This is a genomic window from Methanothermobacter sp. K4 (genome assembly GCF_022014235.1).
Lineage (GTDB): Archaea > Methanobacteriota > Methanobacteria > Methanobacteriales > Methanothermobacteraceae > Methanothermobacter.
The window spans coordinates 97,243-122,732 of the sequence record NZ_JAKLTD010000001.1; the positions used below are offsets into that span (position 1 = coordinate 97,243).

General features: G+C 43.3%; 39 protein-coding genes. 36 read left to right on the forward strand and 3 right to left on the reverse strand.

Features of this window, described 5'->3' with window-relative positions:
- Nucleotides 1–52: 52 nt before the first annotated feature.
- Nucleotides 53–1,261 (forward strand): tyrosine-type recombinase/integrase, encoded by a 1,209-nt coding sequence (locus tag L5462_RS00480; RefSeq protein WP_237778883.1) that lies wholly within the window; start codon nt 53–55, stop codon nt 1,259–1,261.
- A gap of 279 nt (nt 1,262–1,540) precedes the next feature.
- On the opposite strand, the gene L5462_RS00485 is transcribed toward L5462_RS00480, so the two are convergent.
- On the reverse strand, nt 1,541–1,714 hold the full coding sequence (locus L5462_RS00485) for a hypothetical protein (RefSeq protein WP_237778884.1): 174 nt from the start codon (nt 1,712–1,714) through the stop codon (nt 1,541–1,543).
- A 114-nt stretch (nt 1,715–1,828) separates the two neighbouring features.
- Between L5462_RS00485 and L5462_RS00490 the strand changes: the two genes are divergently transcribed.
- The 11 genes from L5462_RS00490 (at nt 1,829) to L5462_RS00540 (ending at nt 5,300) form a co-directional block, all read left to right on the forward strand.
- Nucleotides 1,829–2,317, forward strand: a complete 489-nt coding sequence (locus L5462_RS00490; RefSeq protein ID WP_237778885.1) for a hypothetical protein — start codon at nt 1,829–1,831, stop codon at nt 2,315–2,317.
- Nucleotides 2,295–2,435: a hypothetical protein gene (locus L5462_RS00495; RefSeq protein WP_237778886.1), complete on the forward strand. Its 141-nt coding sequence runs from the start codon at nt 2,295–2,297 to the stop codon at nt 2,433–2,435. Before L5462_RS00490 ends, L5462_RS00495 begins: the two co-directional genes overlap by 23 nt.
- A 128-nt stretch (nt 2,436–2,563) precedes the next feature.
- Nucleotides 2,564–2,809 carry a hypothetical protein gene (locus L5462_RS00500; RefSeq protein WP_237778887.1) on the forward strand — a complete coding sequence of 82 codons (246 nt, stop codon included), beginning with the start codon at nt 2,564–2,566 and terminating at the stop codon, nt 2,807–2,809.
- Between the two features lie 3 nt (nt 2,810–2,812).
- Entirely contained in the window at nt 2,813–3,337 is a 525-nt protein-coding gene (locus L5462_RS00505; protein WP_237778888.1) for a hypothetical protein, read from the forward strand.
- A gap of 1 nt (nt 3,338) precedes the next feature.
- Nucleotides 3,339–3,524, forward strand: coding sequence for a hypothetical protein (locus tag L5462_RS00510; protein WP_237778889.1), 186 nt, complete (start codon nt 3,339–3,341; stop codon nt 3,522–3,524).
- Complete coding sequence (locus L5462_RS00515) at nt 3,524–3,988, forward strand: SWIM zinc finger family protein (protein ID WP_237778890.1); 465 nt, start codon at nt 3,524–3,526, stop codon at nt 3,986–3,988. The genes L5462_RS00510 and L5462_RS00515 overlap by 1 nt, the downstream gene beginning before the upstream one ends.
- The gene (locus tag L5462_RS00520; RefSeq protein ID WP_237778891.1) at nt 3,985–4,125 is read left to right on the forward strand and encodes a hypothetical protein; all 141 of its coding nucleotides are present in this window, start codon (nt 3,985–3,987) and stop codon (nt 4,123–4,125) included. The genes L5462_RS00515 and L5462_RS00520 overlap by 4 nt, the downstream gene beginning before the upstream one ends.
- Complete coding sequence (locus L5462_RS00525) at nt 4,080–4,322, forward strand: hypothetical protein (protein ID WP_237778892.1); 243 nt, start codon at nt 4,080–4,082, stop codon at nt 4,320–4,322. The genes L5462_RS00520 and L5462_RS00525 overlap by 46 nt, the downstream gene beginning before the upstream one ends.
- 2 nt (nt 4,323–4,324) lie before the next feature.
- Nucleotides 4,325–4,555, forward strand: coding sequence for a hypothetical protein (locus L5462_RS00530; protein WP_237778893.1), 231 nt, complete (start codon nt 4,325–4,327; stop codon nt 4,553–4,555).
- Nucleotides 4,556–4,569: 14 nt separating this feature from the next.
- Nucleotides 4,570–4,842 carry a hypothetical protein gene (locus L5462_RS00535; protein WP_237778894.1) on the forward strand — a complete coding sequence of 91 codons (273 nt, stop codon included), beginning with the start codon at nt 4,570–4,572 and terminating at the stop codon, nt 4,840–4,842.
- A complete protein-coding gene (locus tag L5462_RS00540) occupies nt 4,839–5,300 on the forward strand; it encodes a V-type ATPase subunit a family protein (protein WP_237778895.1) in 462 nt (153 codons plus the stop codon). Before L5462_RS00535 ends, L5462_RS00540 begins: the two co-directional genes overlap by 4 nt.
- A gap of 324 nt (nt 5,301–5,624) precedes the next feature.
- Here L5462_RS00540 and L5462_RS00545 read toward each other — a convergent pair whose 3' ends face one another.
- Entirely contained in the window at nt 5,625–5,828 is a 204-nt protein-coding gene (locus L5462_RS00545) for a hypothetical protein (protein WP_237778896.1), read from the reverse strand.
- A 71-nt stretch (nt 5,829–5,899) separates the two neighbouring features.
- On the opposite strand from L5462_RS00545, the gene L5462_RS00550 reads away from it, so the two are divergent.
- From L5462_RS00550 to L5462_RS00635, 18 genes are all read left to right on the forward strand, one after another.
- Complete coding sequence (locus L5462_RS00550; RefSeq protein ID WP_237778897.1) at nt 5,900–6,907, forward strand: hypothetical protein; 1,008 nt, start codon at nt 5,900–5,902, stop codon at nt 6,905–6,907.
- A complete protein-coding gene (locus L5462_RS00555; RefSeq protein WP_237778898.1) occupies nt 6,904–7,506 on the forward strand; it encodes a hypothetical protein in 603 nt (200 codons plus the stop codon). Before L5462_RS00550 ends, L5462_RS00555 begins: the two co-directional genes overlap by 4 nt.
- Nucleotides 7,507–7,538: 32 nt before the next feature.
- Entirely contained in the window at nt 7,539–7,910 is a 372-nt protein-coding gene (locus L5462_RS00560) for a hypothetical protein (protein ID WP_237778899.1), read from the forward strand.
- Between the two features lie 446 nt (nt 7,911–8,356).
- Nucleotides 8,357–8,581, forward strand: coding sequence for a hypothetical protein (locus tag L5462_RS00565; RefSeq protein WP_237778900.1), 225 nt, complete (start codon nt 8,357–8,359; stop codon nt 8,579–8,581).
- A 40-nt stretch (nt 8,582–8,621) separates the two neighbouring features.
- On the forward strand, nt 8,622–9,143 hold the full coding sequence (locus L5462_RS00570; RefSeq protein ID WP_237778901.1) for a hypothetical protein: 522 nt from the start codon (nt 8,622–8,624) through the stop codon (nt 9,141–9,143).
- Entirely contained in the window at nt 9,100–10,494 is a 1,395-nt protein-coding gene (gene terL / locus L5462_RS00575) for a phage terminase large subunit (RefSeq protein ID WP_237778902.1), read from the forward strand. The genes L5462_RS00570 and terL overlap by 44 nt, the downstream gene beginning before the upstream one ends.
- Complete coding sequence (locus L5462_RS00580) at nt 10,487–12,115, forward strand: phage portal protein (protein WP_237778903.1); 1,629 nt, start codon at nt 10,487–10,489, stop codon at nt 12,113–12,115. Before terL ends, L5462_RS00580 begins: the two co-directional genes overlap by 8 nt.
- 153 nt (nt 12,116–12,268) lie before the next feature.
- The gene (locus L5462_RS00585) at nt 12,269–12,922 is read left to right on the forward strand and encodes a phage head morphogenesis protein (RefSeq protein WP_237778904.1); all 654 of its coding nucleotides are present in this window, start codon (nt 12,269–12,271) and stop codon (nt 12,920–12,922) included.
- 27 nt (nt 12,923–12,949) lie between these two features.
- Entirely contained in the window at nt 12,950–14,125 is a 1,176-nt protein-coding gene (locus tag L5462_RS00590; RefSeq protein WP_237778905.1) for an XkdF-like putative serine protease domain-containing protein, read from the forward strand.
- An 11-nt stretch (nt 14,126–14,136) separates the two neighbouring features.
- On the forward strand, nt 14,137–15,084 hold the full coding sequence (locus L5462_RS00595; RefSeq protein ID WP_237778906.1) for a hypothetical protein: 948 nt from the start codon (nt 14,137–14,139) through the stop codon (nt 15,082–15,084).
- Between the two features lie 13 nt (nt 15,085–15,097).
- Complete coding sequence (locus L5462_RS00600; protein WP_237778907.1) at nt 15,098–15,388, forward strand: hypothetical protein; 291 nt, start codon at nt 15,098–15,100, stop codon at nt 15,386–15,388.
- Between the two features lie 15 nt (nt 15,389–15,403).
- Nucleotides 15,404–15,727 (forward strand): hypothetical protein, encoded by a 324-nt coding sequence (locus tag L5462_RS00605; RefSeq protein WP_237778908.1) that lies wholly within the window; start codon nt 15,404–15,406, stop codon nt 15,725–15,727.
- Between the two features lie 19 nt (nt 15,728–15,746).
- Nucleotides 15,747–16,088: a phage head closure protein gene (locus L5462_RS00610; RefSeq protein WP_237778909.1), complete on the forward strand. Its 342-nt coding sequence runs from the start codon at nt 15,747–15,749 to the stop codon at nt 16,086–16,088.
- Complete coding sequence (locus L5462_RS00615) at nt 16,085–16,489, forward strand: HK97 gp10 family phage protein (RefSeq protein ID WP_237778910.1); 405 nt, start codon at nt 16,085–16,087, stop codon at nt 16,487–16,489. Before L5462_RS00610 ends, L5462_RS00615 begins: the two co-directional genes overlap by 4 nt.
- Nucleotides 16,486–16,893: a hypothetical protein gene (locus L5462_RS00620; protein WP_237778911.1), complete on the forward strand. Its 408-nt coding sequence runs from the start codon at nt 16,486–16,488 to the stop codon at nt 16,891–16,893. The genes L5462_RS00615 and L5462_RS00620 overlap by 4 nt, the downstream gene beginning before the upstream one ends.
- 5 nt (nt 16,894–16,898) lie before the next feature.
- Nucleotides 16,899–17,624, forward strand: a complete 726-nt coding sequence (locus tag L5462_RS00625) for a hypothetical protein (protein WP_237778912.1) — start codon at nt 16,899–16,901, stop codon at nt 17,622–17,624.
- An 11-nt stretch (nt 17,625–17,635) separates the two neighbouring features.
- The gene (locus L5462_RS00630) at nt 17,636–18,211 is read left to right on the forward strand and encodes a hypothetical protein (protein WP_237778913.1); all 576 of its coding nucleotides are present in this window, start codon (nt 17,636–17,638) and stop codon (nt 18,209–18,211) included.
- On the forward strand, nt 18,208–18,381 hold the full coding sequence (locus L5462_RS00635; RefSeq protein ID WP_237778914.1) for a hypothetical protein: 174 nt from the start codon (nt 18,208–18,210) through the stop codon (nt 18,379–18,381). The genes L5462_RS00630 and L5462_RS00635 overlap by 4 nt, the downstream gene beginning before the upstream one ends.
- Here L5462_RS00635 and L5462_RS00640 read toward each other — a convergent pair.
- On the reverse strand, nt 18,361–19,056 hold the full coding sequence (locus L5462_RS00640; protein ID WP_237778915.1) for a hypothetical protein: 696 nt from the start codon (nt 19,054–19,056) through the stop codon (nt 18,361–18,363). The two genes, L5462_RS00635 and L5462_RS00640, sit on opposite strands and share 21 nt — an antisense overlap.
- Before the next feature lie 102 nt (nt 19,057–19,158).
- Between L5462_RS00640 and L5462_RS00645 the strand changes: the two genes are divergently transcribed.
- From L5462_RS00645 to L5462_RS00670, 6 genes are read left to right on the forward strand one after another with little or no spacing between them, the layout of a single operon-like run.
- Complete coding sequence (locus L5462_RS00645) at nt 19,159–19,401, forward strand: hypothetical protein (protein ID WP_237778916.1); 243 nt, start codon at nt 19,159–19,161, stop codon at nt 19,399–19,401.
- Nucleotides 19,402–19,403: 2 nt separating this feature from the next.
- Nucleotides 19,404–20,273, forward strand: coding sequence for a hypothetical protein (locus L5462_RS00650; protein ID WP_237778917.1), 870 nt, complete (start codon nt 19,404–19,406; stop codon nt 20,271–20,273).
- A gap of 2 nt (nt 20,274–20,275) precedes the next feature.
- Nucleotides 20,276–22,369 (forward strand): hypothetical protein, encoded by a 2,094-nt coding sequence (locus L5462_RS00655; protein WP_237778918.1) that lies wholly within the window; start codon nt 20,276–20,278, stop codon nt 22,367–22,369.
- A 15-nt stretch (nt 22,370–22,384) separates the two neighbouring features.
- Complete coding sequence (locus tag L5462_RS00660) at nt 22,385–22,795, forward strand: hypothetical protein (protein WP_237778919.1); 411 nt, start codon at nt 22,385–22,387, stop codon at nt 22,793–22,795.
- Nucleotides 22,795–24,672: a hypothetical protein gene (locus L5462_RS00665; protein WP_237778920.1), complete on the forward strand. Its 1,878-nt coding sequence runs from the start codon at nt 22,795–22,797 to the stop codon at nt 24,670–24,672. Before L5462_RS00660 ends, L5462_RS00665 begins: the two co-directional genes overlap by 1 nt.
- 12 nt (nt 24,673–24,684) lie before the next feature.
- Nucleotides 24,685–25,434, forward strand: coding sequence for a hypothetical protein (locus L5462_RS00670; RefSeq protein ID WP_237778921.1), 750 nt, complete (start codon nt 24,685–24,687; stop codon nt 25,432–25,434).
- Nucleotides 25,435–25,490: the final 56 nt, after the last annotated feature.

The window sequence follows — 25,490 nt, forward strand, 5'->3', positions numbered from 1 at the left end:
AGTTTTATAGAAATGTCTACATTTATAGACAGTGCTTTTATACAGATAATTCATGCCCACCAAGAAACCATCCCCAGATAAAGTAACACAAGACCCCCTATTCCAGGATTTTATTTTAACAAGGAATATAAAACAAGGAACGATCAGATCATATATCGCGGCTTTACAATACTATCTCCCAGTAACAGGTAAAAAGAACCTCACAGAACTCATTGAGGAAGCCGAGAATGAACAGGACCGTGGTGTTAGAAGAAGAAAAAGGCGTATCAGAACATATTTCATCAAGTACATCAAAGCACTCGAAGAAAATGGGATCAGAGAATCAACCATAAACCTCTACCTTTCACGTCTGAAAACGATCTACAATGAATATGAGATAGACACGCCACGTATCACCTACAAGACCAACACTAATAACAATGCATCACTTGAAGAGCTTCTTACTATTGAAGAGGTGAAGCATGTTGTTGATAATGTTAAAATCAGAGAGAAAGCCATAATCCTACTGCACCTCACGAGTGGAATGGGCGCTGCAGAAGTGCAAAGCCTCACACTTCATGATTATAATAGTGCGATCGGCTTTAATGTCCTGGGTGGAGAGTATAATGAGTTAAAAAAGAGGATTATGGATGAGGAGATCATTGGTGTGTGGAAGATCAGACGTGTGAAGACAGGAATGCCCTATGTGACATTCAGCACGCCTGAGGCTAACCTTAAGATCCTGGAATATTTGAAACACAGGAAACTTAAGGGTGTGCCCGCCACAAATTCAGAGGATCCTTTATTCGTAAGTCGTTCTAATAAGCCCATAATGCGCTCCAATTATATGGCCATTTTTGAGAGGATAAATGATTCTTTAGGTATGGGTTTCTGTGAGAATGGATCGCGCAGGTTCACATCACATAAACTTAGAAAGTTATTCACGAGCATCCTTTATAAGGAGGGAATGGATAAGCTCATGATCGATTGGTGTCTGGGCCATAAGGTTAATCCCGTCACGGAGGCTTATTTTAAGGCTAATATTGAGCACCTGAAGCGAGAGTATAGGAAGAGGATGCATGCATTAACCTTGGAAAAGTCACGTGTTAGGAGGGTTATGTCTGATGAGGTTAGGGAGATTGTCCGTGAGTTGGAGGCTAAGGAGAGGGAGATTAAGGAGTTGCGTGAGTCTCAGGAGAAGTTGAGGGAGTGGGTGAAGAAAACGGAGAAACTCTATAATATTATTGTTTCAGATCCTGAGTTTTTGAAGAGAATGAGATAATGGTGATTAGTTTTCAGGGGCTCTCTAAGGTTAAAGGTATTATTTATTCTTTTCTTATTAACCTTTCATAGGGTGGGGTCCCCAGGGGGTTTTTAGAAGGAAGTTCTTTTGGCGCCCACCAAAAAGTGACATCCCCTAATAGCCCCCTGGGGTTGCGCATCCCTTAGGGGGATGCTATGTGATAGGTATTAATGGTAGTGTTATATATAGGTGCCCCCCTTTAGTGCGTGGTGGTAAGATGAAAACACCGAGGGGGGCTGAAGAAAGAGTTTCACTGGTCTATTCTTTAATTTCGTCAAGATATTCTTTATTTTTTTCGATAAACAAATCAATAGCTTCTTCCCATGCGGAGGTAATTGGCGTTTTCTCGAATTTTAGCATTGCGATGACTTTGAAGAGTTTGAACTTTTTTGCATCGATATTGACACTTGTGTTGACCTTTTCACTTTTCATGGTTTCTATTTTTTCGGAGCATAGCTTAAAAATATTTATAATATTTAACCACTATACCAATATACCAAAAAATATATATACTATATTATCTATAAAATTATGTGTGGTGGTAAGATGAAAACACGAGATATTGTTCTTGGTAGTAGGCTTGAAGCCTGGAGAAAGTACAAGGAAGCCCTTGAAAAGGGCTACCCCGAAGAAATAGAAGAAACATACCAGGACTACCTGGACCATGAAGGCATCCGGGTGAAAATACTAACACCCGTAGAAGCCCTTGAAGACCAAGTACACGACACATGGATGGGCATCAGAAACCCCAACAAGGCCCATTTAACCAGTGAAGCAATCCGTGAATTCAGAAAAATAGTTGAACACATTGCGGCTGCTCTTCTACACTCAGCAGGCAGCCTCGCGTGGATCAGAGCTCTCAGGGAACACCAAGGAGAAGAAGATGTACTTATCGATGAAGACATTGTTTACCTTGCATTCCTTGACATAATCACCTCAGGGGATGAAGAGACAATTGAAGACTACAATGCACTCTACACGTCACTAATTTACGGGGAGAGGGATGTGGAATATGATACCATTAAGCAAGAATGAACTCTACAACCGACTCCTCATAACACGAGACATCGACAACCTTGATCACTACAGAAAAACCGTTGAGGATCTAATAAGATGGCTTCAGATTGACCTGCAGGAGGGGGATGAATGGTGATGTCCGATCTGAACATGAGGGCTGTGATCCTCATCCTCCTAATACTCCTCTTTTTTATTTTCATGGGATTTATGAAGACACTCGAAGTTGCACCATACCACACATTTGGATTGTAGGTGGTTGATGTTATGGGATTAATGGATGAATACCATGACCTTGAGATGTTCTCCAGGACACCCCGAGACCATCTATCACTCGCCAGGTTAGCTGCGAGAATAGCTGAGAGGAAAACTTCACGTATAAGGATGGATGCATGGGCAGAAGCGGGCCTGGAGCACCTAAGAAAGGCGGGTGTGAATGTCCCCCCTGAATACTTCAGACTCAGTCCTTATGGGAAGCTGGAAATGCTTAAAAAACTCTTAAAGGGGGTGTGAATATTGAATGACCTGCTACTGGAATTAGAGAATGATGAAGGATGGGAAGACCTGAACGAATCAGCAATGTTCTGGAACCCCGTGGAGGGAGAAAGTATACGTGGCATCTGCAAAGGCATCAAGGAGATACACACAAAACTCGGCAGCCTAAAAGTCATGACCCTCCAAACAGCAGACGGGGAATACTATGTGAAAGGCCACAAGGCCCTGGAGAAATACTTTGACAGGATACAGGAAGGATGGGGTGTCTGGATCACATACAATGGAAAGGCAAAGTCACAGAATGGTACGGAATACCACAGTTACACAGTGAAGGTGAAAAGGTTCACTCAAACCACACAGTTAGGGGTTCTCCATGAGAATGACTTCCAGGACAAAAGCATCCAGGCGCTTATCATGTTAACCCGCGCCGACAAAGGGACGACAACATTAAAGAATGTACTGGAAAAGCTTGATGAAGTCTATGGTGAGGGTGGTGTCACAGAATCAGAGTACCTCAAAATCAAGGAGGAACTGGGGGTGAACTAACATGGATAGAGTCAGGACCAGCATAATGCTCCCTGAAGGTGTGTACAGTTACCTGAAAGATATTGTGATAACAGCGCAGGACGAAGGAGTGAAATTATCCCTGAATGAGATCATCAATGACGCCATCCTCTATTACCTGGACTATGTGAACATCGAGAGAGAATACCTTGAGAGGAGGATGCGCTGATGGTAGGTGAACACCTACGGAGGCTGCGAAAAGCGCAGAACATCAAAGTCGAACCTCTACCTGGGGATGATGCATTACTACCATTCATCACCCGGTCAGAGAATGGGGAATACCTTGTCACAGTACTGGATAATATGATACGATGCGAATGCCCTGATTACCAGTACCGTCACGGGGATGAGGGTTCATACATCTGCAAACATTGCTGGGCAGTCCTGCAGCACATACTCAACGAATCATATGAGGAATACGGTGACCATGAATGCATGCGCACATTCAAGGTGCCTGGTTGGCTTGCTGAGGAAAAAGGACTCAGCAGGGAAAGAGTGACAGGGACAATAGAACATGAAACACCCAAGGCCATACTGCTGAGAACACCTAAAGGGGAGTCTTACTGGCTCCCCAAAAGCCAGATCCGTGAAGAAAAGATCCCCGCTGATCAAACCACCCTGGGGGTGAAATGATGAGAAGAGATTTTGATGAGGAAGAACTCCAGAGTGCAATGGAAGCATGGAGTAAACTCATCAGATGGGCCCACAGATGGGGGGAGGAAGGATGCAGAGGAGGATCTGCGGAAGGCGAGACCTCCAGAAGGCCATAAAGGAATTGCTCATAGAATATGGGGAGTTGAGTGTGGAGGAGTTGCACAGACTACTCCTTCACAACTATGAATTCGGAAGGAATTATGATGTAACCCGGCAGGCTGTCACAATCTACACGCGTAGGGTGGCGGCGACTACGGGGATAACGATGAATAAGTATGGGAAACCAGTCAGGGTGTACACATTGGAGGCGTAGTAATGGATGACAAGTTTATATTGACCGAGGAAGCATTTGAGGAAAGTAAAGAATTAGCGCTTAAGACTGTGAGGTTATTCCGTGATGAGGGGGCGCATCCATTAATTGGGTTGGAAGCGCTTCTAATCGCCTTAGAGGCCACAATTAAAGGTACAAGTATAAGGGAATCAGAGGCATTGGTGGCTGTTACAATAATGTCACTAAAGAAATTATTAAAGAATGGGGGGTATTAGTCTTGGAGGTTAAAGTGACTTTAAGAGTGGACGATGAATTATACAAGTTCTTCATGGAGAATGATGTTGACATGGATAGGGTCATGCAGTTATTCATGAACCAGATGAACTACTACTTCAGGGAGACAATGAGCATCTATTCACTGATGCGACAGGTTCCTGTAGGGGAAGTCCTCCGGCGGATGGCTTCAGAGTACGATGAGGATGAAAGGAAGAGTAAGGAGAAATTAAGGGAGTATCATGAGAAAAATAGGATAAGAGGGGCCTTAAACAGTGAAGCACCATGAAAACCGCGCGAATAAATGTCAGGGTTTCGGAGGTTGACAAGGAGACTATTAAGAAAAGTAAGTACAGTTATGCTGATGCCATAGAATATTTCGCGAGGTTACTCAGAAAGAAAGGTATAATCCCTGATTTATATGTGAAAGCACTCAGGGAAGAGTTAGATGAAATATCTGAGAAGAAAATTGAATTAGAAAAGGAATTGGAAAGATTAAACAGAGAAGAGGATCGATTGAAAAGAGAGTTAGAGAGGTTTTCTGAGCCTGTTGATGAACCCATGAGGGAGGTGAGAGAAGCTGCAAGATTCATCATGGAGAGGATTGAAGAGAGAGATGGCATGGTTTCCCCCACTGAGGTTGTTAATGATCGTGGTGAGGATCTTATAGAGGTTGCTAGTAGGATCTATGGGGCTCCTGAAGAGGAGATTTTAAAGTTACTCTCAGAGAAAGGAGTTCCTTTATAAAGTTATCTAATTTGTACATACATCTTTTTTTCTTTGTACATACATTGACGAGAGTACCCCCAGCACATCATGTACATACAGCTGTACAGGGCATGTACAGTCGACTGTACAAGACTCCCTGGGGATACCTTCGCGGATGTACATACATCTTTTTTTCTTTGTACATACATTGACGAGAGTACCCCCGCGTATTCTCAAAGTGAAACTATTAAAACTATGAACATGTGTTGGAGAGCACCCTTCAAGCATGGTTTACACAGACACGTGGTGATAAAATCAAGTATACGGACTTGTAGAGTGATCACTATGCATTAAAAGTAAATGTTATTCTAGGAGTCTTTTGAGGATTTCTTTATTTTCCTCGATGTACATTTGAAGGGCATCACAGAATGCTTGTTGTATAGCCCCTTTTTTTCCGTACTTTGCTGATGCTATTACTTTAAATTTCGTGTACAAGTCTTCAGGGACAAATATGCCAGTTCTTATTTTACGTGTCTTTTTTTGTTCCATATCTACTATGTGTCCCATTTTGCTGTATATTTTTTACTATTATTAGTTATATTCATGTTTTATTGGGTGGTGTTCTTCTGCTGAAACACTTGAACTGGAAGGGATGTCAGATATATCTTTCTATTTCTTTAAAGTGGAAAATAATATATGTTGAATATAAGAGAGATATTTTTATCAAGGAGATGGTTTGGGATATGGATTGTGAAAATTTTTGTGATTTGGTAATCTATGCGGCCCGAAAGGTCTTTAGTGAGTCAGAATACAAGTATTTAAGGAAAACCAGGCTGAACAAGTTAATTGTTATAGTATTCCAAGAATTAGGATGCCCTGTGGATGGATTTGTATGGGGATATTATAAACATGGATTTTACTCTCCCCAAGTAAATGAATTTTTAGGAAAACGCGCGCCAGATCATGGTGAGCTTAATTTAGGATCAATAAATACCCAGTTGTCAGTTGATACCCCTCAAGATATTCTAATTAAAATTAAAAGGATAATCTTAAGCTATCAAAATCACTTTAAGAAGAGCAGGGATTCTTTTAGATATTGGGTTTATAATGAAAAAACTCCCATTGAGTATAGACCTTTTTATAGGGTTCATAATGAACTTTTATCATGGTTTGATAATGCTATTGATAGTAATATAGATAAAGAAAAACTTGATGAACTTATAACAGAGTACTACCTATCTTTAAAGCATGTATCAGAGGATACTTTATATTTATTTTCAGATTTCACTGATTCATTAGAGGATCTGGTATTAACATCAACTAATACTAATGATTTGAAAACTACAAGATATTTTAATCAATTAAAAAAGCTTTATTTAAATAAGATTTATCTTTTGTTAGTGCCATATGAGGAGAGTCTTTCTGGAGATGAAAAGGAAGTTCAAAAAGAACTTGAAAGATTCACTAAGAAGAAAAAAATTATTTCTAAGGAAGTCAGAAAAGAATTAGATGAAATATATGATTCCTTAGAATCTAAGGGGCTTCTACCTTCATTTGCCCAGATATTGGGTGATCTTAAAGAAACAGTGCAAAAGTATCCAAATGCTAAATCTGTAGATGAGATAATTCAAGAAATTTCAAGATGACTGAAAAAGATCATATACTCGGATTTTTCTGTGATACTGGGTTTATCATAGGGCTTTGCAGAGAGACAGATAAACATCATCAAGAGTGCACCAAATTAACTGCTAAATATCCTATAGAAAAACATGATTATTTTACATGTTTAATTGTTTGTGATGAGGTAAATCATTGGATTCAGCGCCTCACGAGAAACTTAATTGAAGGAGAAGGGGACAAAGGAACAAAAACAATAGAAAGGAAACTTAAGAGGTGTTTTAAGAATTTTTTGTTAAAAATAGAAGTTTTCGATGTCGATGATGTAGAAACTGAGACTACAGAAACTTTAAAAGAAGAATATAATCAGATCATTTTGAATTTGCAGAACTTGATAGGTTATAATACACCTAATCAAATAAATGACATTAAGATTATAGCCACCGCTTTGATATGGGGGGCCTATACTACTTGTTATGCGCAGAAATGTTTTCTAACTGTTGATAAAGGCCATATCTCTAATAAAAAGGATAAAATTTACAGTATAAGCTGTATATGCCTTAAGAGAAAAACCCCTCCTATTAGGATTAAATATGTTGGATCAGGTGATGGTAATTTAGCGTCTTAAGTTTTATAGTCTATGCTTTTTTATTTTTGTATATGGTAATAAGTGAATCCTTAAACCGAAGATATAACATACATAATTCTTCTAATGGTGAATGGAGACATACTCAACACTACTTCTTCCTGGAGACAATATCTGCAGACCTCAACCTCAACAGGACTGACATACAAAGAATACTCTACATAACACGGAGGGTGGGGATCAAACAATTACATAAGCGCGCATCAATGGAACAGGTACTATTGGCCCTTGCAGTATTCATCAAGGAGGAATCAACAGGCCATCCCTTACAGATAGACAGATACACTATCCTCAAAGAATACAATGTTAACTATAAATTGTACACTACTGTCCTCAGGAATCTCCTCAGATATTATCGTAGCAGATCCCCTGTTGTGAGGGGATGAATATTGCAGGATTACATGATATTCCAGGTCAAAGTATATGATAATTATAATTTGTTTTTGAGTGAGGAGGAGAAATGCCCTGAATGTGAAGGTATCCATTTTGAGCTGGATTCTGAGTATAATATTTGCTGCAGGTCATGTGGTTTGGTCCTGTCAAGTGTTTATTGTTATGTTGGTGGAGTGAAATTGGACTTACCCTGGGGTCTACTACTTTAACCACCCCCCCAGTTTTGCAGTATTCTCTAATAACTCTGTTGATGTTCCGACTACGTTACATACATATTATAGAGGAGAGAACTGAGGTGACAAAAATTGGATCGTGAAGCACTAGGACTCACAGGCCTGATCATATTGGGGATGATATCCTTGTACTTCAAACAATACGAATTAGGCTCTGCATGTATCGGGGCCATCGCAGGATACATAGCCCGCCCAGGAGAAACAACATGACAAAAGAGGGACATGGATGCATACAAAAAGAGAGGATAACAAGCCTCGAGGAAAGACTGAAAAACATTGAATACGACATCATCGACATCAAGGAGACCAATAAAATGCTAATAGACCTCCAAGCAGAAATAGCAACCCTCAAAGCCTACCACAAAATCACCATGATACTCCTAACAGCCCTGATCATCCCCATAATCATCACACTCATACGCACAATATAACCCCAGCCACAAAATCACACAAACAAACACAAGATCACACATGAAAGAAACACCAACCCAAAGAAAAGCATTCGAATACTACTACTCCCTTGGCGACAAAAGAAACCTGAAAAAAGTCGCTGAAAAATTTGGATACTCATATGACACAATCAGAGGATGGTCATCCAAACTCAGGTGGCGGGAGAGGATATACCAGTACGAGAAAAAACAACTCCAGGAGATAAGAAGAGCGCGTGAAGAATTATCAGAGGAGTCAAAGGAGTATTATGCTGACCTCTGGAGCAAATACCTTAAGGCTTGCAGCCTCACACTGGAGGGTTACATTGAATCCATCGAGAATGGAGGGGAAGGCCTCACTTTACAGACATCTAAGGACCTCCATAACCTTGGATTAGCAATAGCATTGGGCTTGGGGGATCCTACTGAGATACATGAACACCGTGAGAGTGGTGGTGAACTGGAGGATTTGCTGGAGGATCTTGTGTCGGCCACGAAGAACCTGAAGGATGAGGGTATGGATGAAGGCCTGGATGATGAAGAGGCTGAAGTTGAAGGTGGCTGACTGGAAAAAGAAACTGAAAGAATCAGAGAATATTCGAAGCATCCTCCAGGGCATATCTGACAGGGAATTGAAGCTGTTCTATTCGACGATAATATTGAATCCATATATCCCTGTGAACCCCTTCCATAAACAGATTAAGTTTTTATTGTCAGATGAACGTGAAGTCCTGTATGGTGGTGCTGCGGGTGGCGGTAAATCAGTGGCTTTACTTATGGGGGCCCTGCAGTATGCGCATTACTCTGATTACGCCGCCCTAATCCTGCGACGAACCTATCCTGAGCTCAGCCAGGAAGGAGGCCTTATAGACATGGCCCATAACTGGCTTGGGGGGACGGATGCAGAGTGGAATGAACAGAAAAAACGGTGGACATTCCCCTCCGGCGCTGCATTGCAGTTTGGGCATATGGAACATGAAAAGGACCGCTACAGATACCAGGGGTCATCATATCATTATATCGCATTCGATGAACTCACAGAGTTCATCGAGACCCAGTACAGGTTCATGTTCCGATCACTCCGAAAGGAAGTAAATGATCACATACCTCTACGCGTCAGGGCCACCAGTAACCCCGGTGGTATTGGACATGAATGGGTTAAAACCCGCTTCATTACAGGTGAAAAGACATTCATCCCCTCAACGTGGAGGGAAAACCCTTATCTTAACCGGGATGAATATGAAGAGGCCCTGAATATGCTTGACCATGTAACCCGTAGGCAGTTGAAGGATGGGGACTGGGATGTTACACTGCAGGGTGGGGTGTTCAAGAGGGAATGGTTTGAAGTCATTGATTCAACCCCACATGGTCTTGTGATGAGTGTCAGGTACTGGGATTTCGCAGCAACTAAACCTGACGGGACCAATGACCCTGACTATACAGTTGGTTTGCTTCTGGGTGTGGATAAGGATGATTACTATTATGTTCTTGATGTCCGGAGGTTCAGAGAATCCCCGGGAAAGGTTAAATCGAAGGTACTGAGGACTGCTGAGGAGGATGGGCGTGAAGTGATCATCGCTAAGGAGGAGGAACCAGGATCCTCAGGTAAGATAGTCACTGATTACCTTAGAAGCCTACTCCAAGGCTACACATTCAGGGCTGACCGCGTGACTGGGGATAAGGTGACACGCGCCCTTCCCGTTTCAAGTTATGCTGAATCAGGGCGCATCAAAGTCCTCAGAGCCCCCTGGACAAGGGCATTCCTTGATGAACTGGAGGCCTTTCCCATGGAGGGTGTCCATGACGATCAGGTCGACGCGTTCAGCGGTGCTTTTAACATATTATCAATGGAGATGAGGAGAAAGAAGAAGATTTACATCTCAGGACCTCTCAGAAGGAGGAGGAGGCATGTTTAATTATCACCTCTCAATCAGGTCACTTGAAAAGTATAAGGCTATTAAGAGGGAGGAAGTGGAATCACAGGCCATTGGGGAGACACGTTTTGAGGAGTATGTGGAACCCAAAGTCAATCCACTTGTCCTGCTTTCACTCCTCCAAGTCAACCCCTATCATGCCAGCGCCTGTAGCATTAAAGCCAATGATATTATCAGGACAGGTTACATTTTAGAAGGAGACGATGAAGGGGTGGTTGAGGAGTTCATCAGGGCATGTAAACCTTCATTTGAATACGTCCTCCTCAGGGCCCTTGAGGATCTGCAGGTTTTTAATTACTGCACACTTGAAGTTGTGAGGGATGACCAGGGCGACCCTATCAGGTTTGAATATATTCCTTCCCATACGGTCAGGGTGCATAAGGATGGTTCAAGGTACCGGCAGACCTGGGATGGGGTTAACATCACCCACTTCAAGGACTACCGTTATGAAGGGGAAATCAACCCTGAAACAGGGGAGGACCAGGATAGTGTAGGGGCAAATGAGCTTGTCTTTATCCATGTACCCTCACCTGTATGCAGCTACTATGGTGTCCCACGGTATGTTTCAGCAGCCCCTGCGATCTTGGCGATGCAGAAAATCGATGAATACAACTATGCATTCTTTGACAATTACACGATCCCTAGTTATGTGATTACAGTGACGGGGGAATTTGAAGATGAACTTGAGGAGGACCCTGATGGGAACCCCACCGGGAGGACTGTCCTTCAAGCATTGATCGAGGATAATTTCAAACACCTCAAAGAGTCCCCACACACCCCCCTTGTCTTCTCAATACCTGGTGGGGATACTGTGAAAGTCACATTCACCCCATTAAACACGTCACAGAAAGAGTTAAGCTTCAGGGAGTATGCTGCTGAGAAAAAATATGATATCGCCGCTGCGCATATGATTGACCCTTACCGGTTGGGGATAGCTGACACAGGCCCATTGGGTGGTAACTTCGCTGAGGTAACAAGACGCACATACTATGAGTCTGTTGTGAGACCACAGCAGAACATCATATCCTCAATACTTACAGATTTCTTTCAAGTGAAATTCAACCAAAGAACAAGATTTAAATTTAATGATGAAACCCTCCTAGAGTCAGACTCAGTGAGGAATTACGCACTCCTTGTACAGTCAGGAGTCCTCACACCCGCCGAGGCGCGTGAAAGACTGTTTGGTTTGGATGGTGGCCCTGACATATTCATGGTACCATCAAAGGGTGCTGCCAAGTCTGTGAAGAGACAGGAAAGAAACTATGAAAAAAACCAGATCAGGGAGATCAGGAAGATCTATGCCAAATACCGTCCACGCTTCAATGAAATCATATCATCAAAACTCAGTGCCGAAGAAAAAAAGAAAAAAATCGATGAAGTCCTGGCAGAGTTCAGGGCCGAGGCATATGAGGCTGGAAAGAAAATGCTCATCATAGGCGGGGATATGGGTTCTATGTCAGCCCTCAACCAGGGAGTATCTGTAATCCCATCCAAACCATTGAATCTTGAGAAGTATGAGGAACTCCTAGAAGCATCTGTTGAGGATATGATGGGGAGGATACGACACTACCTCTATAAGGTTATAGGATGGAGGGAACTGTAAGATTTTCCATTGTGTCGGCCAACCAACCCTGCATAAGACTTGTTTTTTCTTCAGCCATGAGATCCCCCCTGTCTGTTGCAAAATCTACCTCCTAAAAATATGGTTTTATGGGTGGTTGGCCGGCTCCCTAATAACATTTTGTGGTGAGATCTGATGGTGCGTCCTGGAGGAGTTGAGTACGATCATAAAAAGCTTGACTACCTGTTTGATGAATTCCTCACGGATATACAGGATGTCCTAACTCGTTTAAGGGTTACTGATGTTGAATCCTTCTTATCAGATTTCCACTCACTCACTAAGGCAGAATTCATGAGGCGTTATGGTGTCAGTGAACGTGAATACAATGAACTCCAAGCCGCACTTCAAGAATTAGAGGATTTAAACCCACCAACTCTTGAGGATGGGAAGGATTTAGCGCAGATCATCTGGTTCATGGGCCTTGCGGTGGTTTATCTTGCGAGGGATATTGAACGTGACACAGAAATCCAGGCATATCGTCAGCACGCCGAAGCACATGGCAGGCCATTATATCTGAACTGGGTGACAATGGGTGATGATCATGTTTGTGAGACTTGCCAGGACTATGAGGACGGATCCCCCTATAGGGTGGAGGAATTCCCCCATATCCCCCACCCCTTCTGCAGATGCCACCCTGAACCCTGCGATGAGAATGGAAGACCAATCGATGACCTTTCAGAGTACAGTGGAAGTGAACTTGAATATTATGATGAGATCATGGAGGACTTTGGGGATGTTGGGATCGACTTTGAAGCCGTACCGCCGCCGCCACCATACTACTACATTTAATGGGAGTGTGATAGGGTGACTTGGAAATTGCATAGGAAAGGATATGAAAATGCAAAGAGCCTCATAGAGGCTGGGAAAGTTAATGATGGTGAATGGGAGAAGCCTGACCTCAAGGACTTCAATGATGTCGAAGAGTATGCATTATTTCATCTTGCAGTAAACCCTGATGCTGACCCCACCACTGCAGGGGCGTATGCTTATCCTTATGGCCGTGAAGGGGAGGTGTACCTCCAAGCACTCAGAGCTATACGATCCTCTGCTGCAGGGGCTAGAGGAGCAACACGTAACGATGAGATATTCGACGCCGCAGGCAGACTCCTTGAAATGATCAATGAGAAAGGGGATGAATCAAAGAAATGCCATGGAGACCATTGCATACAGCAACATATGATCCTCAAGGTGGATGAGCATCAGAGGATCATCACAGGCCCAGTTCTGGTTCCTGGCGAGTTTGACCTTGATGGTGACATTGTTTCAAAGGAACAGGTTGAAAGGGTGGCCTACAAATTCATGGAGGATTACCAGAACGTTGATATCCTCCATCGTTTTAAGAACGTGGCTAAACCAGTTGAATCTTTTATACTGCGTGAGGATACGATGATGGAAGGTGTGGACCTTCCAGAGGGCACCTGGATACTCTCAGCAAAAGTATACGATGATGACACATGGAGGGGTATCCTAGAGGGAAAGTATCAGGGTTTCAGCATCACAGCCGTCCCAGCAGTCATGAAGAAAACAACACTGGCAGATATTGGCTGGCCATTTGACGTTGTAACGGTTTCTATTGTTGACAGGCCAGCAGTCCCAAAAGCAAGATACCTATCTATTAAACGAGGTGATAGGATGGATGAGAAATCTGTTCTTAAAACAATTTTTGAGAATTTGAAGCAGTATTTCGAGCAGGACAAACCAGCCAAAGTAGATGCTGGTGAAGTCCATGCCCTGAAGAATGAGATGGATTCGCTCAAAACATCAATTAATGATGTTATTGATGAGTTGAAATCCCTGAAAGAAGCGATTCAGACAGAAACAGGATCAGAGGATGATGGTGATAGAGACGCTGAGGGAGAAGGATCCTTAAAGTCTGACAAGAATACGCAGGCTCTGAAGGGCCAGGTGGGAGAAACCAGAAGATCAGCGCTCAAATCATTCCACGAGGAAATGGGCGTTGACCTCTTCGGAAGACCGATCGATAGAGAATGAGGTGATGCAAAATGCTGACAATTGAAGATATTAAGGGAGGCAAACCATTTGAAATAGTCCCAAAGATAGATGTTCCAGATCTTGGACGTGGCGTGCTCTCTGTTGACAGGTTCGGAGAATTCGTGAAGGCCGTTAGGGATTCAGCAGTTATCATACCTGAGGCACGTATAGATAATGCGCTTAAATCATATGAGAAGGATATAAGCAGACTTTCACTTGTCCTGGATGTGGGACCTGGACGTGACGCAACTGGTCAGAAGTTAGCACCCCCAGAGTCAACTGCCGAAGTTAAAACGAACACGCTATACATGCGAGAAATGGTAACCAAGGTTATCATCCATGATGACGCCATAGAGGACAACATTGAAGGCAAAGCATTCGAACAAAAAATTGTTAATCTTCTCGGGGAAGGAATCAGTTATGTCCTGGAGAAATATTACCTCCATGGAGATACATCATCATCAGATCCCCTCCTGAAGATGAGTGACGGATGGCTGAAACTTGCCGGTGAAAAACTGACAGAATCTGATGTTGACCCTGAAGCCGAGGATTGGCCGATGAATCTCTTTGATACAATGATAGAGAGTCTCCCCACCCCCTACAGGAACAATCTTCCCAACATGAAATTCTATGTAACATGGGATATTTACAGAGCATATCGTGATGCGTTGAAGGGTCGTGAGACAGGATTGGGGGACCAGGCCCTCACCGGAGCTAATCCAGTCCTATATAATGGGCGACCTGTTCAGTATGTCCCCGCATTAGAGGCTTTAAATGATGGTAAGTCAAGGGCTCTTTTTGTGGTGCCAACACAGTTAGTCTATGGTTTCTGGAGGAACATTAAAGTGGTGCCTGACTATGATGCTGAAATGAGACTCACAAAGTACGTTGCAAGCCTAAGAACTGATAACCATTATGAGGACGAGGAAGGAGCAGTATCAGCGACCATAACAGTTTAGAATGGGGGATCATATGGATACAAATGAACGATTGGACAGTATGATTCAGGAATTCTCTATCAAACATCCAGGTGTAAACATCAACAACTTCGATGAATTCTTTAATCATCCCCCTGATCTTCTCAAGGATTTCAGTGATTACGCATATGAACTCCTGAAATTCAATGATTACATTAAAATGTCAGGAAACAAGCAGAGAGATATTAGAAGCCTTTATAGATTGACGGCACTCTTACTTTTGGGTTTGATGTACACGAGTCAGAGACTCAGCACCCTTGAAAATCCACCGGAGCCTCCCGAATAATGTGAGGTCTCAGCTATGACAATCACACCTGAAGATATACGTATAGAGTTACGAAGGGATGAGTTAACTGATTCAGAGGAGGCATTCATCACTAAAAAAATCGAAGAGTACACTCTACGCGCTGGAAGGATCAACCCCACGGCACCAGATCATGTTAAGGATGAATATGTCCTTGCAGGGGTTCTCCAGGCCTTCCTCACAGATTACATGGATGATGTTTCATCATTTACTGATGGAAGATTCAGCATAACAAAAAAATCACTCATTGAAAATCCCATTACTGACAGGTTCAAAAAGGCCCTGCTCAAGTTACAGGGCATCAGGATATGGAAACCATGACGATAATGGGGGGGTGGATGTGTGCATAACTGGATTGAAACGTTTTCAGCAGACCCTCTACAAGTATGGTGCTGATGCTATCCTCACCCACAGGGAAATGAAGGGTCGTGATGAGAGAGGCCAACCAGTAATGGAGGACACACAACACACTATTAAAGTATTTTTCCATGTGAACACAGGGAACGAGAGGTTAATCATTGGCCAGCATGTTGTAGATTATGACGCATACGCATTAACAATCAGAGACCTGAAGGTTGACGAGGGGGATAAACTGGAAGTATGTGGCACAGAATACAATGTCAGCCTGATAATTCCTAACAGGACGCATCAGGAGTTACACCTTAAACGGGTGAGAACATGACAATAAGGATTGATATAGAGAAGCCAGAGGAACTCATGAGCAAATATGATGAAGTGGAGGATCGTATTGAGCAGACAGTCACGCTACTCATGATTGAACTCGAAGAGATAGCGATGAACACTTCTCCCATTAAGACGGGGGAACTCAGGATCAGTCACACCTGGAGTGTTGAGGGTTCAACTGGTGAACTCACTAACACAGTCCCATACTTGCAGTGGGTCCTCTATGGAAGGGGATGGGTGTTCCCCGTGGAGAAAAAGGCCCTATACTGGCCTGAACTTCTGCACCCTGTGGCTTATGCCAGACCAGCCCCGCCGAATGATTACTTCTCCGCGTCAGTCGCCTATATCGATGCCAAGGGTATCGTGGAGGATTCATTTATCGAGTGGCTGATATCATGAACTCATTGGAACTTGCATTCAAGGATAAACTGGAATCAATGAGTATCAGTGACACTGTTGTCCTGGACTTTAATGAGAAAATTGAGGGCGAATCAGTCATCATAGTGAGCTTAAAGCAGTTGAAGAAACTGGAGCCGATCCTTGACGGAAAAATCTACAGGGCCACAATAGAGGGGCATCTCACAGGTGTGTGGAAAGTTGTTGACAATAGCGTCACAATGGCCGTTAAAAAAAGGAATGATGCATTAGAGGCTATCATGAGAGAATTTCTCTACACAAAGGTCGGCGGTGCGCGTGTACGCCTACTTAGGTGGGATAAGGATATCAGGCAGGACATAGTGGATGATAGAAGGTATTATGTCCTTTTTGATGTTACGCTTGAGATTGAATTGAATATGAGGTGATGGATATGATTGTGGATAAACTAGCAGAAACTATACTGACAGGGGAGAATGTTGGGTTCTTCCTTGGGATACCTGTGCAGGAGGAAACCCCAATAGGTGATATAGACGGGACTAATAAGGATTTTTATGTGAAGAATCCACCGATATTCCCCAGGAGCTGTGATGACCTGACAGTGAAACCAGCAGATCTAACTGTGACAGTGGATGGTTCACCAGCAACAGTATCAAGCATCCTCTTCGATGAGGATGAAGGATACGCTGAGGGTTTCAGTCTCGCATCAGCACCAGACACAGGGGATAGTGTGAAAGTATCATATGTGGAGGAGATGGAACCCTTCCTTGCCCAGGATGTCACTCCTGATGTGAAGCAGGACACAAAGGAAGTCAGCATATTAAATGAGTCGGCGAAGATAACAAGCTACGCTGGCACCACAATCACCCTAAAATCTGAGCAGATACTCTCCAAGAATGGTTTGGAGCAGTTCAAGAAACTCATGTACTACAAGGTGGGTGAGACCACAGGGGCCGAGCAGTATAAACTCCGTGACAAACCCCTCAACCTATACGGGTACACCGTGTACCACGTGGATGGGGAGACACTGGGACGGTTCTACTTTGAAAACGTAAAACTGAAACCTGACATACCCGGAGGGAAAGCCGGGGATAACCTGTCATTCACCCTCGAGATGACCGTCGCAGACACACCAACACTAGTAATACCAAAAGTTTAAGGTGACCCGCTTTGACCACCCCCAAACGTTTCTCTTTTCTGAGGAGGAAAAAGGTTAAACTGGACGGTACTGAAGTCGAGCTCGAAGGATACTGGGTCATTGACAGCGAATATGTGATCCCCCTCATCGAAAAAAGGAATGAGGCATGGGAGATAGCAACAGCCTACCAGGAATTCATCGGGAGGCTAGAGAGTGGGGAGGGCGTCTCAGAGGATGATGCGAAGAAAATTAAAGAACTAAAGGATAGGATAGATAAACTCACAGTGGAGGTCAGCAGGATAAGTTACCCCTTAGCGCAGAGAGGGCTAAAGAGGGCCCTGTACAGGGACACTAAAGAATACAAGGAAGCGGAAGCTCAGGGGACCCTAACAGAGTACATTGACAGTCTACCCGACGTAGAATTAGCCCCATACATGGTCACAGAGATCGTGAATATCATGTTAGAGCTGGGGAACCCTGATATCATAGGAGTAGGGGTATCCACTGATGAACTAGACCCTGGGGGTACTGAAAATACTGAAAAAAAGAGTGGAACCCGGAGGAGGAGTGGATCTCCCTCAAAAGGGGGATCTACCAGCTCAGCATGAAGACAGGGTGGAGCTTAAGGGAGATACTTGAACTTGAGTACAGTGTATTCATAGAATATCACCTGGCTCATATGGAACCCCCCAGGGTGAAACCCTCCAAGGAGGAGATTGAGAAAAAACTAGAGGCCCTCAAAAGGATAAATTATTCTTTAAATGATGAGGACGAATAAGATGATCATAGCGGTTATTAATTGGACTGATCTAAGAGGTTTAGGGTTATCTTTCCTGTAGATTATACTTAGTGCAGTGAGGATTGGAACTAGGAACATGATAGTCAGGGCCATGATACCCTCACTTTCACTTGCAGTGGGGTTGATCAGAAGTAATGCAATGTAACTTCCTAGGAGGATAGCTGTTGCGTGGAGGACATGGAAACCTCCTTCTACTTCCCTGGGCCCTTCTTTATCAGAATCTCCTTTAATAGTGCCAAGCACTCCTTCAATGGTTAGGACCGCCCCTGCTAGTAATCCTAATATACCGAAGGCACCATAGATCAGGCTTTTAGGGTCATGGATGACGATTATGCCTAATATGAGGAATAGGATACCCTCAATGGCAAGTAATTCTTTAGGGTTTTTTTCGCGGAGGATTATGGCTGATATGATTATAGCTGGCAAAATAAATAATATCAATTCTATTAGAGTCAGTTCTATATCCCCTAAATTCTGGATACCTCCATTTGTAGCTGCCACTAACCACATAAATGCAAGGTATATGCTGCATTTTAATACACTTAGATCTTCGTCTTTCTCTAGGTTCCCCCCGCATTCACAATTATAATCCATGGGGTCTCCATTATCCTGTAATGTGTACTCCCGGCCACACTCCTTACATTTAACCTTCACGTGAGACACCCCCTTTTAATAATGTCATGTTAATAAGTAATTAAATTTTTTCCACATGGAGGGTCATTTTTGAGTGATCATAGCCTTGCTGTGCAGGTTCAGATGGATGCTGAGGAAGTGTTGAACGGTTTGAATGAGATTAACAATATGTTATCAAATCTTCCAGGCTCAGTGGAAATCGATTTCACCAGTGAGGATGCAATCACTCCCATCCTTGAATCTATCCAGGAGGGTTTGAACAGCCTGCCCTCAGACGTTGAAATCGCTATCTCAGCATTCGATGACTTCGCCACAGAGACCATCACAAATCTTAAAGACCTTGTAGATTCATTGCCATCAGAGTGAATGTGAATTTTACAGTAGAGGATAATGCATCGGATGTGCTTGATTCATTAAAGGAGAAACTCTCTGAGGAATTCAACATAACATTGAACGTTGATGATAACGCCACTGACACACTTACAAACCTGAAAAATATCCTTGACGAACTCCCATCCACTGTGGATATCTCCTTGAATGTGGAGGATAATGCTACAGAAATTATTGAAAGACTCCATGAACTCCTAGGGAATATCCCTGATGAGGTCACAACCACAGTGAACGCTGAAGTTAATGAAGGGGAGGTGGAAGACCTTAAGGCTAAACTTGAGGAGATCGATGGGACCACATATGATACTGCAGTTAATGTGGATACAGAACCAATTGAAACAGCTACTGAGACAACAAACACATTCACCGGAGCTGTTGATGGTTTAACCTCGAAGGTTGCTGGCTTAACGGCGGGATTCTTATCATATAATAAAACACTCGAACTCCTAGATTATAATAGGATAATTGAGCAGTCAGCAATCCTCACAAATGCAACTCAAAGTCAGAGAGAAGCCATGGAGGATCTAATCCGTGAAAACTATGTCTACTCACTAGGGATGAAGGGAACAGCGTCAGTGATGTACACACTTGCAGCCTACACAAATGATGTGAACCTGACTATGGGATACTTTAAAGCAGCCCTTCTTGGGGTTAAAAGGAGTGGGGAGGATGCCACTGCAGTGACACTGGCACTTGCAAGGGTCTTTAGGGACTTCAATGTCAGTGTACAAGAATCGACGGATACTGTGAACCTGCTACTTGGGTTGTGGAGAGTTTCAGGTTACTCCTCATTCACACAGTTCATTGATACCGTTGATCGCCTTGGGTATTTTTTCAGGCAGGTTTGAGTGTGGAGGACACCGCCAGGATAATTGCATCAGTAGGTCCTGTTGGCACACGACTTCTGAGACCATTCGCTAAAGAGTTAACTGAGATCTCAAGGGAATGGGAGAGGGGTGGTGAAGGTGTCAAGGAATACAGTGATAAACTTGAAAAGTTTGGCGTGGCTGTGAAAGACGCTCATGGTAATATCAGACCATTCCGTGATGTGCTTTTCGATTTTATAGAGGTTCTTTCTCGGATTCCTGATCAGCAGGAACGTGTTAGGATGGCCACTGAGGTTTTTGGTGAATCGGTGGGGCCAGCGCTGGCACAGGTGGCAAGTAACTGGAAAACCACGGGCAAGGTGACTGAAGAGGAATCTGAGAGGATGAACAAAGCGCTTGGTAAATCAGCGGAAAAACATAGGGATATATTAGGATGGATAAGGTACTATCTGGATCAGTTCGTGATATGGTTGAACGATTTTTTCGGTGACATGGGCCTAATTGGAGAATCACTGCTTGTTGGGGTATTCACAAAAGCCGCTGAGTACCTTGCCGAAGGCTTAAAGAGACTCATCCCACGTGTCACTGGGTCTATAAGGAGGCTATTGTCCGACGGATTCGATGAATTGAAGGGGAGGTTGCCTGAGGAACTGTCACGCCGCCTCATAGATACATTATCTGAAGGATTTGATAAGGCGGCGGGCAAAGCAAAGGATATCATTAAGGGGTTTATTGACACGATTAAGAGGATCCTTGGTGATGAGACAGGCCGTTTAGGGGGTACTCAGATTGATGACGCTGCAAGGACCCTCCTGGAGAGATTCACGGGGGGTGTTGATGACGCTGCAAGGGTTAGCATCCCTGAACTGGGGTCCCGTATTGGATCATTGCTTGTACGTGGCATCGGTGAAGGGGTTGGTGCCGCTCTCCTCAGCATAGACATACTAGCAAACCTAAGGGAATACTTAAACAGAGCATTCACAGATCCAACATCCTTATTCGGACCAACCCCCCTCTCATTACTTCCTGATCCGATTAAAAAAATGTTTTCCCCTGAGAAAATCTTTGAGGGGATTTATGGCTCTGAAAAGTGGAGTAAACAGAAGGAAGCGTTGATACAGAATATCAAGACCTACATTGAGGATCCTATCCGTGAGGAACTTTCAAGATTATTTAGGGATCCTGGAAAGTACCTCATTGAAGGCTTTGGGCAAGCATGGAATGACTTCAAAGTGTGGGTCACGACCCACATACCATCATTTAAATGGCCACAACTACCTAAATTCCCTCTTCCTAACCCTGTAACGGCTCTGCAGGAGATGTGGAACAAATTCACAGGATGGGTTAAGGAACATATTCCCACCTTTAAATGGCCAAGACTCCCCAATATTTCCATGCCTAACCTTGTGGCGCTGATTCAACAAGCATGGAATAAGTTTCTTGCGTGGGTCAAGGAACATGTCCCCAAGTTTAAGTGGCCTAAATTACCTAGCCCATCCATGCCTAACCTCGTATCGTTGATCAGCAAGGTCTGGTCCTCCTTCACATCATGGATAAAATCAAGATTCAGTGGTTTCAAGTGGCCCAAGTTACCATTACCCGATTTCTCAGGCATCGCAGCCCAATTCAAGAGTTGGGGGTCACGTTTCATATCTAACCTTGCAGCAGGAATCCGTTCAGCGATTCCTAACCTAAACAGCGTTCTTAGCATCATAAGAAGGTTGTTACCATCATCACCACCAAAAGAGGGCCCCCTATCCTCATTAACATATGATGTGATGAGGGAGTATGGGTATCTGCTTGGGAAACACTTTAATGAGGGTCTGGCAGCGACAATCCCCAATACAATCTCAAGTATAGGATCTCCCCAATTTCTGCCTTCTCAGTTAAGTTCAGAGAGTAGGGCGAGAGGAGGTCTTTATTCTCAGGATGTGAATCTCCAGATTCAAACCCAAGTATACGTGGATAAAGTGGAATCTGATATTGACCTCGAAGAAATGGCAGAGAAAATCTCCACGAAAATTAATAATAAGATATTTCAGGAGATGAGGCGAAACGGGAAGAATCCTTACCTCATCGCAGAAGGGGTTCAGAGGAGAACAATATTCTCCGATTAAGAACTGGTGATTTAATTGATCAATGTGTCATGGAAAATTAATGATCAGGAATTACTTGTTTCACAAGTTACTGAAAACTGGGATAGTCTTGTATTCACACTCGTTGTTCATGCGGAATCTGATGAATATAAAGATCTCCTCATGCAAGTTAAGGCAATATCCGATATGGCCGTTGCGGATGGTGAGGTTCACAGATTAATTGATGGGAAAACGAAGGTCACATTTACCGGCGGAGAGACTGTGACAATCACAGATGGTATAAGAGAATGGACTGGAGTTATTCTTAAGCCACAATACAATTTGGATCATTATCCTATTATTGTGGTTAGTGTAACCGTCTTAGTTGAGGCCCCACCATCATTCCTGGAAATAGTGGATGGTATGTACTTCGATTATGATTATTTTGATGGGGAATATTTTGAGTGATGAGGATGTCGTATAATTATAAATTCTTAAATGCATGTAATCAGAGCACTGGATTCTGCATTATATATAATAATCCGTGGTATAATGGGGTTAGCTTTGAGGGTAAGGTGTCATTTAAGAACTATGGGGATCCTCACCCGTCAAACCCAGAGGAGGATATCCTGATAATATTCAGCGAACCATTTAGACCCCCAGATATGTATATAAGTCATGATAATGTGCTTAATTGCTTTGATAGCCTATACGGATATCCCGAGACAAATCCTGGGACATCACTGAATATTTCACCATCAGGTTTCATTCCTTTACAAACAGATGAATGCAGGGATGTTCCTTTTAAGTTTACTCCGAGAAATCTGCCCACAGGACCAATCTATGTGGGGATACGGGCGTATCTTAGACATGATGGACCTGAGAGAATACCTATTGCTTCGGAGGATTGGACTTATCGTGCTGTGTCTGAATACGAATCAGGTGAGGATGATGAGAGTGTTGTTTTAGGGGTTACACTCCCCATTCTCACAGACAGTTTTCGTGTGGATTATCATGATTTTGAATTTTATGTGAATGGGAATATCGTTGAAGACAGGTCACTTGAAGGCGTTGATGGGGATACAGTCACATTTAAAGTACTCACTGATATTGTTGAGGGTATGAATACTATAGAATGCGTGGCGGGGTATAAATTATGGGATAGGCCTTTTAGTGCAATATCCTCCGAAACAGAGATCTCTATTGAGATGGGTGATTGGGAGTGGAATGGATCATATTACACGGATCATATTCTTTTAAGGGGATTCGTGAATTCCTTAAAACCAGAGACAACGAATATTTCAAATCTAAGCGTGTACGTTGATAATCAGAAGATCCCTGTTAAAAGATTGAAGATTCATAAGACTATCAATAATATTTCCGTGGAAGCGACGAGCCTAAATATTAAAGTTTACACTGGGCAAACGTTGCGGGTTGAAACAGAAGCCGGTGTGATCTATGAGGATAAAATCACCTATGTTTCAAGGAACTATACGAGCAAAGGGTGTACTGTGGTGATCCGTTCAGAACCACCCTCATTAGAGGAAATCCTCAACAGGTCTGTTGGCTTGAACTACAGGGAATGGGATGGTATAGGAGTTTACAGTGGACTTGAGAACTACAACAACCTGAGAGCCATCCTTGCCAGATGTGGCCTTGAAATTCACCCTTCATCAATACAAATCCCAGGATGGCCCTACAGGGAGTATGTGAATGGGAATGCAAAGGAACAATTTGACTCTATTCTATCTTTAGGGGGGTGGGTTGCAACAATGTATGAGGGAAAAGTGCTTATCAGGGACGCTAGTGGACATGACACTGTTGACATTAATGGATTCCCCACGATTTCATTAGAATATGAAGAGGACTCTGCGGGCGTGATCAACCATTTGAAGTATTATCGTCAGTGGGATGCTGGGGGAACATACCTTGAAAGAGAATATGAAGATTTGGAGAGCATTAACGGATGGGAATTAGGTAATGGGGATATGCACCCAGGTCTGGGGCGGATTGTTATGGAGATCCCTGCAGGAGGAGATGTTGACACGGGCACACTTATGGAGTCACATAAAAAAGTAACAAAACCCGTCATGAGCATGAATGCCGAGTTTGGCGGGTGGATTGGCTTAGAGCCAGGGTGTGTCTTTACCGATACGATTTATGGTGAGGATTTTCTGATCACAGCAGTCATGATCTCATTTGATAGTCAAGGAGCTATAACTCAGATAACGGCAAGCAATACAGATTCGGGTCATTCTGTTGAAGTTCGCGGGTTCGGTGTATTATATGGTAAGGGCGGGAATCTCCAGCCGAAGGAGGGGTGGATATATGGTAGAAAGGTATAAGGAGGGGTATTAATGAATATAAGGCATAGTAAAATAGCTTCCAAAACAAATAAGGTTACAGGGACTGATTGGAATGATGTCCATGTCGTTGAGGGGTTTGATGAGGATGTTGAATTTGCGGTTTCAACAATACTCAGCAACTATCAATTTCTAAACGAAACAGATGTGAATAATATCCTCACTCAAAGATTAAATGAGGAGATGAGTGGGGAATCCACCAACCTAGGGCAATATGTCCTTAATATTCTTCAGAACCATCAGGGTAGTGGAGGGGGTGAATATGAAATCCATGAAGAAGCAACAATTAATGGTGTCAGTGATGGGGATCTACTCTGTAGTTACACCGATAAGAAAGACATAATTCTCAAATATACATACAAGACACCAACGAGCACTGATACAAGTAATGATTATATTGGTTTGCGACTGGACACAGAGGCGTACCTTGACGATTATGTTATCAGGGAAACGATACATGGCTCTAATGTGTCTGTAGGTTCTGGCCCCCTGGACAGGATTAATCTCGCAACAGGGTTATCAACCACGGGGTATCTTGAGGTGATGGGGGAAGTGAAGATTAACTGGTTAAATGATAATAATATTCTTATAGGGGGGGAGTGGATTCGATCAGCCCCTGGCACACCATATAAAGTTGAGTCATATGGGAGGATCCCATCATGGGATATCGCACCACTCAGGTTGAAAGTATCACTATCATCCAATTTTGGTGGGGTGTTGAAATATAGAGTGCTCACACGTTAATCTGAGATGGTACCATGCCTCTTAAAAATGGTAAGATTGATTTAGGAACATTCAAG

Coding starts and splice junctions, on each gene's coding strand:
- L5462_RS00480 (WP_237778883.1), top strand. CDS start 53: ATGCCCACCAAGAAACCATCCCCAGATAAAGTAACACAAGACCCCCTA.
- L5462_RS00485 (WP_237778884.1), bottom strand. CDS start 1,714: ATGAAAAGTGAAAAGGTCAACACAAGTGTCAATATCGATGCAAAAAAG.
- L5462_RS00490 (WP_237778885.1), top strand. CDS start 1,829: ATGAAAACACGAGATATTGTTCTTGGTAGTAGGCTTGAAGCCTGGAGA.
- L5462_RS00495 (WP_237778886.1), top strand. CDS start 2,295: ATGATACCATTAAGCAAGAATGAACTCTACAACCGACTCCTCATAACA.
- L5462_RS00500 (WP_237778887.1), top strand. CDS start 2,564: ATGGGATTAATGGATGAATACCATGACCTTGAGATGTTCTCCAGGACA.
- L5462_RS00510 (WP_237778889.1), top strand. CDS start 3,339: ATGGATAGAGTCAGGACCAGCATAATGCTCCCTGAAGGTGTGTACAGT.
- L5462_RS00515 (WP_237778890.1), top strand. CDS start 3,524: ATGGTAGGTGAACACCTACGGAGGCTGCGAAAAGCGCAGAACATCAAA.
- L5462_RS00520 (WP_237778891.1), top strand. CDS start 3,985: ATGATGAGAAGAGATTTTGATGAGGAAGAACTCCAGAGTGCAATGGAA.
- L5462_RS00525 (WP_237778892.1), top strand. CDS start 4,080: ATGCAGAGGAGGATCTGCGGAAGGCGAGACCTCCAGAAGGCCATAAAG.
- L5462_RS00530 (WP_237778893.1), top strand. CDS start 4,325: ATGGATGACAAGTTTATATTGACCGAGGAAGCATTTGAGGAAAGTAAA.
- L5462_RS00540 (WP_237778895.1), top strand. CDS start 4,839: ATGAAAACCGCGCGAATAAATGTCAGGGTTTCGGAGGTTGACAAGGAG.
- L5462_RS00545 (WP_237778896.1), bottom strand. CDS start 5,828: ATGGGACACATAGTAGATATGGAACAAAAAAAGACACGTAAAATAAGA.
- L5462_RS00555 (WP_237778898.1), top strand. CDS start 6,904: ATGACTGAAAAAGATCATATACTCGGATTTTTCTGTGATACTGGGTTT.
- L5462_RS00560 (WP_237778899.1), top strand. CDS start 7,539: ATGGTAATAAGTGAATCCTTAAACCGAAGATATAACATACATAATTCT.
- L5462_RS00565 (WP_237778900.1), top strand. CDS start 8,357: ATGACAAAAGAGGGACATGGATGCATACAAAAAGAGAGGATAACAAGC.
- L5462_RS00570 (WP_237778901.1), top strand. CDS start 8,622: ATGAAAGAAACACCAACCCAAAGAAAAGCATTCGAATACTACTACTCC.
- terL (WP_237778902.1), top strand. CDS start 9,100: ATGAAGGCCTGGATGATGAAGAGGCTGAAGTTGAAGGTGGCTGACTGG.
- L5462_RS00580 (WP_237778903.1), top strand. CDS start 10,487: ATGTTTAATTATCACCTCTCAATCAGGTCACTTGAAAAGTATAAGGCT.
- L5462_RS00585 (WP_237778904.1), top strand. CDS start 12,269: ATGGTGCGTCCTGGAGGAGTTGAGTACGATCATAAAAAGCTTGACTAC.
- L5462_RS00595 (WP_237778906.1), top strand. CDS start 14,137: ATGCTGACAATTGAAGATATTAAGGGAGGCAAACCATTTGAAATAGTC.
- L5462_RS00600 (WP_237778907.1), top strand. CDS start 15,098: ATGGATACAAATGAACGATTGGACAGTATGATTCAGGAATTCTCTATC.
- L5462_RS00605 (WP_237778908.1), top strand. CDS start 15,404: ATGACAATCACACCTGAAGATATACGTATAGAGTTACGAAGGGATGAG.
- L5462_RS00615 (WP_237778910.1), top strand. CDS start 16,085: ATGACAATAAGGATTGATATAGAGAAGCCAGAGGAACTCATGAGCAAA.
- L5462_RS00620 (WP_237778911.1), top strand. CDS start 16,486: ATGAACTCATTGGAACTTGCATTCAAGGATAAACTGGAATCAATGAGT.
- L5462_RS00625 (WP_237778912.1), top strand. CDS start 16,899: ATGATTGTGGATAAACTAGCAGAAACTATACTGACAGGGGAGAATGTT.
- L5462_RS00635 (WP_237778914.1), top strand. CDS start 18,208: ATGAAGACAGGGTGGAGCTTAAGGGAGATACTTGAACTTGAGTACAGT.
- L5462_RS00645 (WP_237778916.1), top strand. CDS start 19,159: ATGGATGCTGAGGAAGTGTTGAACGGTTTGAATGAGATTAACAATATG.
- L5462_RS00665 (WP_237778920.1), top strand. CDS start 22,795: ATGAGGATGTCGTATAATTATAAATTCTTAAATGCATGTAATCAGAGC.
- L5462_RS00670 (WP_237778921.1), top strand. CDS start 24,685: ATGAATATAAGGCATAGTAAAATAGCTTCCAAAACAAATAAGGTTACA.